Origin of the sequence: Acinetobacter sp. UBA2063 (assembly GCF_002333245.1) — a bacterium.
Classification (GTDB): Bacteria; Pseudomonadota; Gammaproteobacteria; order Pseudomonadales; family Moraxellaceae; genus Acinetobacter; species Acinetobacter parvus.
Map to the genome: position 1 here is coordinate 1 of NZ_DDAH01000073.1, position 6809 is coordinate 6809.

Below are 6809 nucleotides of genomic sequence, written 5' to 3' on the forward strand. Positions count from 1 at the left end.
AAAGCCGATGCAATCTTGTTGGGCGCGGTTGGTGGGCCTAAATGGGATACCATTGAACGTTCAATCCGTCCAGAGCGTGGCCTGTTAAAAATCCGCAGCGAATTGAACCTGTTTGCCAACCTGCGTCCTGCAATCCTTTATCCACAATTGGCGGGCGCTTCAAGTCTGAAGCCAGAAATTGTTGCTGGTCTGGATATCCTGATTGTACGTGAGCTTACAGGTGGTATCTACTTCGGTCAGCCACGTGGTATTCGTGAACTGGAAAATGGTGAAAAGCAAGGCTATAACACTGATGTTTATTCAGAAAGTGAGATCAAGCGTATTGCCAAGGTGGCGTTTGAGCTTGCAGGTCTGCGTGGTGGCAAGGTGTGTTCAGTTGACAAGGCAAATGTCCTTGAAGTGACTGAATTGTGGAAGCAAACCGTAACTGACTTGCAGCAGGCACAATATCCAGATATCCAGTTGTCACATATGTATGTGGACAATGCAGCGATGCAGTTAGTACGTGCACCAAAGCAGTTTGATGTGATCGTCACAGGTAATTTATTTGGTGATATCCTATCTGACGAAGCAGCAATGTTGACAGGTTCGATCGGCATGTTGCCTTCTGCATCTTTAGATGAAAATGGTAAAGGCATGTATGAGCCATGTCATGGTTCTGCACCAGATATTGCTGGTCAAAATGTTGCTAATCCATTGGCAACTATTCTTTCAGTTGCGATGATGTTACGTTATACCTTCCGTGAAGAAGATGCAGCAAAAGCAATTGAATATGCTGTAGGTCAAGTATTGGATCAAGGTTTGCGTACAGCTGACATTATGGCTGAGGGAATGACCAAGGTCGGTACAGATGCCATGGGTGAAGCTGTGGTTGCAGTCTTAGGCTAAGCAACATAAGCAGCCCGAAAACGCAGCAATCGCTGCGTTTTTTTATAACATAAAAATATGATGATATTTACTGTACCAATAAAATTTATGCCAGTGCAGATGCTGACTTAAACAAAAATTATCAGCAGTTACGCCAGCAGCAGCTCAATGAGACACAGCAAAAGATTCTAAAAAAGGCACAGCTCGCATGGATACGTCATCGCGACGCAAGCTGTACAGATTCACAGCAGAACAGTGTTGATGTGCAATGCCGCCTGACCACAACACAGGAACGCAATCACTGGTTGCTGGAACGTCTACGTGAGTGCCAAACCGTAGGATGTAAAACCACACGTTTAAGTGAATAAACCCTTGTTTATGCACCTAAAAAAAGCCACATATTGATGTGGCTTTTTTGCATTCACTAATTCTTAGCGTGCACGATAAGTGATACGACCCTTGGTTAAGTCATAAGGTGTCATTTCAACTTTTACGCTGTCGCCTGTCAAAATACGGATATAGTGTTTACGCATTTTACCAGAAATGTGAGCAATAACTTCGTGACCGTTTTCTAGACGTACACGGAACATCGTATTAGGAAGCGTTTCGGTGACAACGCCTTCGAACTCAATGAGTTCCTCTTTATTGGCCATGGCCTACCTGATGATCAAATTGGAAAGGGGCAAATTATAGTCAATTTATTTGAATTTTACAAGGTGAAGTTGCAGCAAAGCTTTGAGTAATCATTTGGAAAAAACTGTCAGACAATCGACGAATTTTTTTAACAAAAGAAGCAGAATAGTGTTGTCAGTTTGGTCAATCAACGTTAATCTAAATTTAGTGTTATTGTCATAATAAAGTATCTACAGGGAAGGGCACTGCGTGGGTCAGTTAACAGATGCATCAGTTGTATTACGCTTTGGTTATCAGGCAATTCGTAAAGCAGGATTGCCAACTGAAGAGATTCTGACAAAAGCAGGAGTAGCGCTAAATCAAATTGATACCAATGCCAGAACGCCATTAAGTGCGCAAAATGCATTCTGGATTGCGGCACAGGAAGTCAGCAATGATCCTGATATTGGATTGCATTTAGGTGAGCATTTACCGCTCTATCGTGGTCAGGTGATTGAGCATCTATTTATCAGTAGTGAAACCTTTGGGGAGGGCCTGAAACGTGCTCTGGCCTATCAGCGCTTGATCAGTGATGCCTTTGATGCCAAACTGGTGATTCAGGATGGACGCTGTTATTTAAGCAATGGCGAACAGTACTGGTCTGACAATCTGGTCAATCGCCATTTTTCTGAATGTGCGATGTCAGGTATTCTTCGTTTCTTTAAATTCATTACCGAAGGGCAGTTTCAGCCAATCTACATTGACTTCAACTTCAATGAAGGTGCGGATGATGATGAATATTTTCGGGTGTATGGTTGCCCTGTCAGTCTGGGTCAAAAAGAAACCCGCCTTTATTTTGATGATGCCGTGCTTGATTATCCATTATGGCAAGCTGAACCTGAATTACTGCAGCTGCATGAACAGCTTGCGATTGAGAAGTTGCAAGAACTGGCTCGATACGATTTAGTGGGTGAGGTACGCCGTGCTATTGGTTCGACACTGGAAAGTGGTGAAACCACACTGGAAACTGTTGCGGCACAACTGAATATTACCCCACGCCGTTTGCGTACCCAGTTGAGTGAAGCCAATACCAGCTTTCAGCAGATTCTTTCTGACTATCGCTGTCGTTTGGCGAAGAGGCTGCTGGCGAGCACCAATGAAAGTGTGGAGCGAATCGTTTATTTAACAGGGTTCTCCGAGCCAAGTACGTTCTACCGTGCCTTTAAGCGCTGGACCAATGAAACGCCAGTGGAATACCGTAAACGCAAACAACGCTAGATTTTTTAAAATGGCCAGGTCTTATCTTTTATTGATAGGGCTTTTTATTCAGGCAGGTTTAACCACTGTGGACCTAATGGTGGCTGTGGCAAGTCAAATTCTTCAGGGTAATAGGCCTGAATAAAGTAAAGTCCGTCAGGCGGTGCAGTAATACCAGCAGCTTTACGGTCCTGTGCAGCGAACATGGTGTCAATATGCTCAATCTCATATAGGCCCTGTCCAATCTCCAGTAAACAACCCATGATATTTCGTACCATATGGTGTAGGAAACCGTCTGCCTGAATATCAAGAACTAAATAACGACCATGTTTAAATAGACGACAATGCTTTACATGGCGTACAGGCTGGTTTGACTGGCAGGCCGCTGCACGGAATGACTCAAAATTATGAGTGCCCTCAAACTTGGCCGCTGCCGCAATCATTTTCTCTGCATTTAACGCATAATAGATATGCGTAACCTGTTTATTTAGTAATGCTGGGCGGTGAGGGGCGTTATACACGACATAGCGATAACGACGCGCAACAGCCTTGAAACGGGCATGAAAATTTTCATCCATGCACTTGATCCACTGAATTGAAATATCCTTTGGAAGCTGGCTGTTCGCGCCCATCAGCCAACCGCGTTCAGGGCGGACTGCCTCAGTGTCAAAATGGGCAACCATATTGGTGGCATGCACGCCTGCATCGGTACGTCCAGCACCATGTAGTAGGACAGGTGCATTGGCAATTTTGCTGAGAACTTTCTCAATGGTTTCCTGAACACTTGCAACGCCTGCCTGTTGGGTTTGCCAGCCACGGTATTGAGTACCACAAAATTCAATACCAATTGCATAACGTTGCATATTTAAACCTCAGTGCTAATGATGATGCCAATGTTCAAAGCGTTGATCATGGGTCGGGTATTTTAAATACATTTGCAATGTTTTTGCATATAAATCGGCATGACTGTGACAATCATTGATTAAAACCCTGGCAGATTGCATCCATGAGCTGACCGCATAACGCTGGTCAAGTTGGCCAAAAGTAACCTGACTGCTGACAATGATCAGGCACTTTTGATGATATAGATCTTCAAACAAGGCCAAAATCTCATCATTGACAGCGATATTGCCTGTTCCAAAACCTTGCAGCACCAAAAACTGTGGAGGTGCAGCCAGAACGTTTTTGAGTTGTAAGATTAGTTGCTGTTGCGGTATTGGCTGTAGCATGAGGTTAAGCACACACAGTTGTGCAGCCTGTGTAATGTGATCATCTTTTACAATAAACTGATTGGTAGATGTCAGGCATTCTTTGGTAGCAGGGATTCCTGTAAAAGCATCCAGTTCGGTTGTGTGTACTTTCAATGTGGTTTGAGCATGAAAAACCTGTTGGTGGAAAGCAAGATATACACCCTCAGGGAGCTTTAGTACCTGTTCCAGTGCCAAATGCAGATTTCCAAGCGCATCGGTAAATTCCCGTGTGTCATTTCCGTCAACATTCAGTAGCGGATACTGGCTTCCTGTAATGATTGCATGGCATGAATCTCCCAGAAAACGGGCAAGTGTTGCCGCAGCATAACTTAGTGTGTCTGTACCATGAATAATCACGAAATATTGGTAATTGTTGTGCTGTAATTGCTGAATCTGTTGTATCAGTTGCAGCCAGTCCACTGCTGTGCATGCACTGCTGTCCTTAATGCTAGGAGCTGCGAAACATTCAACCTGTAAATGGGGGGGGATAACCTTTTCCAGCAAAGGTAAAAAGGCTTGTTCGGGCATTGGCATAAGTGGTTCGCCAATACAGCCAAATGTACCACCCATATAAATCAAAGCGATTTTTTGCATAATCAGAATTTTTGGTATAAAAAAAGCAGTCTATAAGACTGCTTATATTAGACGGATCAAATTCAGGAAGCTATTTTATTGAGTAACTTTTCTGAACGTTGTTGTTGCTCCGCATTTAGAAGCGCTTGGCTGTTCTTTAACAGTTCCCGTGCTGACTCATAGACACCGAGCTCAATATATTGTTCAGCCAGTTCAAGGTTAAGCTGTGCTTCATCAAGCTGTTGCAGATCAGGGAATGATTGGGCCAAAGGATCATTGCCTGTTGCGGGGGCTTGCGGTGCTGGTTCAATAAATGCTGTTTTAGGTTCAGTCTGGATCACTGTCTCTGTAACGTCAAAGGTGAACTCGATTTTTTCAGCCGCAGGTGGCGTCTCTAGTTTATTCTCAGATGGCTCAAAATTAAAATCCAGGCTTGGGGCTGGAATATCCTCTGACTTGGTTTCAGTCTGGTTTGAACCGACTTCCAGAATGGATAGATCGAAGTTTAATTCTGGCTTGCTCTCTATAGTTTTTGTTTCTTCAACTGCTGGAGAGGTCGTGCCTGTTTCTAAATTGAATGAGAACTCAAGGGGTTGTTGTTCTTTGGTCTCTACAGTTTCAGTTACAGGACTAGGTTCGGCACTTTCTTTCTGTTCGAAAGAGAAGTTGAAATCCAGAGGTTGAACTTCAGGAACTGGTTCAGCAGGTTTTTCCTGTTCAGCGGGTGTGCTGTATTCAGACTGTAAATCATCAAAAGACTGTTTGGCTGGGGTTTGAACCAGTGCATCAAAATCAGCGGTATTGTTCTGAACAGGGCTTGCAGCAGGTGTATGCGGTTGTTGAAAATGACTTGGGCTAAACTCAATTGAGTCAGGCTGTCTGTTTCTTTCGTATTCACGGTGTTTTGCTTCAGCGGCTCGTGCAATCTCTTCCAGTTTTAAGGCATGAACATGCTTGATCAACTGATCGGCGGCAAAATCATCCCTCTGTGCCAAATGGATATCAAGCAGGAACAGATACAGCTCATGCTGGGTATTATCCTGTTTTAAGGCCTGATTGATCTGTGCCTCAGCAGTCTGGTAGTTGCCACTTTGAATTTGCTGTTCAAGTTTCTGGCGCAGACTGTCTGGAATCGGGCTGGTGGATTGCGGGGCGGCTTCCTGTTCTTCACGTGCCAGTGTTGTACGTGAAACTTTTTTTGTAGCTGCTGTTTTAGCTGTCTTGCTAGCACCTTTTCTGGATGCTGTATTGCCTTGATTGTCACCACGTTTTTTTAAAACGACTGCAACAACCAGTACAACGACTAGCAGTACAATTATTATAGTTGACATGATCCATACCCCTTGAAGATAGAGCCGCTTTTGTGCAAATTTATGAGAATCTTCCCGTAACCTAGCGTGTTGGCTTTTTAGTTTCCTGTTGCGCTTTCAACTGTTCCTGTAGCTCTGCAAGCCGAGCATTCAGTAACTGAATTCGTTGTTCCTTACCACGTAATGCCAATTCTAACTGTGTTACGTTTCTTTGTAATGTAACGGTTTTTTCGCGTGCTGTCATAACTTTTAATGATAAATCTGCACTGGTTTTTTGTTGTTGTGTGTCTTTTTTCGCACTTCCAGTACTGGAATCTTGATTACTTTCAGCAATCAGGGTCATTTCCGCCTGTTGTAGGCGATATTTTACTTTTCCTGCTGGCACACCATGCGCTGTTTGGGTTGTCATTTGATTTGCATCTGGGTTTTGGCGGCCTGAAACTGTACCCAGATTGAAATTTAAATGAGCACCCTGTCTCAACCGATTGGCATTACCACCAACAAAAGCATGTTCATTCTGCGCCTTGATCTGGTTCATGACTTTGTACACAGGTTGCTGGGTTTGTCCTGCAATTCTCTGTGCAATGCTCCATAGTGACTCATTACGTCTAACCACATGTTGCTGTTGACTATTTTCACCTGATGTTGCAGGTGGGCTGCTTTGGGCTGGCTTCTGCCTGATTGGCTGTTCTTTATTTTTTGCCTGATATTCAGCCACGGTATCCCGCTTTTCTTCCACAGGTTTATTTTCGGTATTTTGGATGGGTTTCCCAGCAGGAACATTCTCATTGACTGGCTGGACATTTGCTGCCTGAACAACGGCCGCCTGTTGAACTTCCTGCCTAATTGTTGGAGTGGTTGGTTTTTGCTCAGTCACCGCGATTTTCGGTGTTGCTGCTTGTGTATTGCTGCCTGCCTGAATGGTGGCCGTCTGTTCTGC

At 44.1% G+C, this 6809-nt stretch carries 6 protein-coding genes and 2 pseudogenes; 3 read left to right on the plus strand and 5 right to left on the minus strand.

Annotated features, from left to right (window positions below; translation table 11 throughout):
- Both leuB and B4H32_RS03340 read left to right on the plus strand, forming a co-directional pair.
- A partial coding sequence (gene leuB, locus B4H32_RS03335) for a 3-isopropylmalate dehydrogenase (RefSeq protein WP_286799993.1) occupies window positions 1–888 on the plus strand: 888 nt, incomplete at its 5' end.
- A gap of 56 nt (window positions 889–944) precedes the next feature.
- Window positions 945–1235, plus strand: a pseudogene (locus B4H32_RS03340) (lysozyme inhibitor LprI family protein); the annotation flags it as partial.
- Between the two features lie 63 nt (window positions 1236–1298).
- Here the strand turns inward: B4H32_RS03340 and infA are convergent.
- Window positions 1299–1520 (minus strand): translation initiation factor IF-1, encoded by a 222-nt coding sequence (infA, locus tag B4H32_RS03345; protein WP_001284370.1) that lies wholly within the window; start codon window positions 1518–1520, stop codon window positions 1299–1301.
- Between the two features lie 229 nt (window positions 1521–1749).
- On the opposite strand from infA, the gene B4H32_RS03350 reads away from it, so the two are divergent.
- Window positions 1750–2757 carry an AraC family transcriptional regulator gene (locus B4H32_RS03350; protein WP_004756189.1) on the plus strand — a complete coding sequence of 336 codons (1008 nt, stop codon included), beginning with the start codon at window positions 1750–1752 and terminating at the stop codon, window positions 2755–2757.
- 44 nt (window positions 2758–2801) lie between these two features.
- Here the strand turns inward: B4H32_RS03350 and truA are convergent, their stop codons facing one another.
- The 4 genes and pseudogenes from truA to B4H32_RS03370 form a co-directional block, all read right to left on the minus strand.
- A complete protein-coding gene (truA, locus tag B4H32_RS03355) occupies window positions 2802–3599 on the minus strand; it encodes a tRNA pseudouridine(38-40) synthase TruA (RefSeq protein WP_004756186.1) in 798 nt (265 codons plus the stop codon).
- Between the two features lie 15 nt (window positions 3600–3614).
- The gene (locus B4H32_RS03360; RefSeq protein ID WP_286799995.1) at window positions 3615–4580 is read right to left on the minus strand and encodes an asparaginase domain-containing protein; all 966 of its coding nucleotides are present in this window, start codon (window positions 4578–4580) and stop codon (window positions 3615–3617) included.
- A 62-nt stretch (window positions 4581–4642) separates the two neighbouring features.
- A complete protein-coding gene (locus tag B4H32_RS03365; RefSeq protein ID WP_286799996.1) occupies window positions 4643–5890 on the minus strand; it encodes a FimV domain-containing protein in 1248 nt (415 codons plus the stop codon).
- Between the two features lie 61 nt (window positions 5891–5951).
- Window positions 5952–6809, minus strand: a pseudogene (locus B4H32_RS03370) (FimV domain-containing protein); the annotation flags it as partial.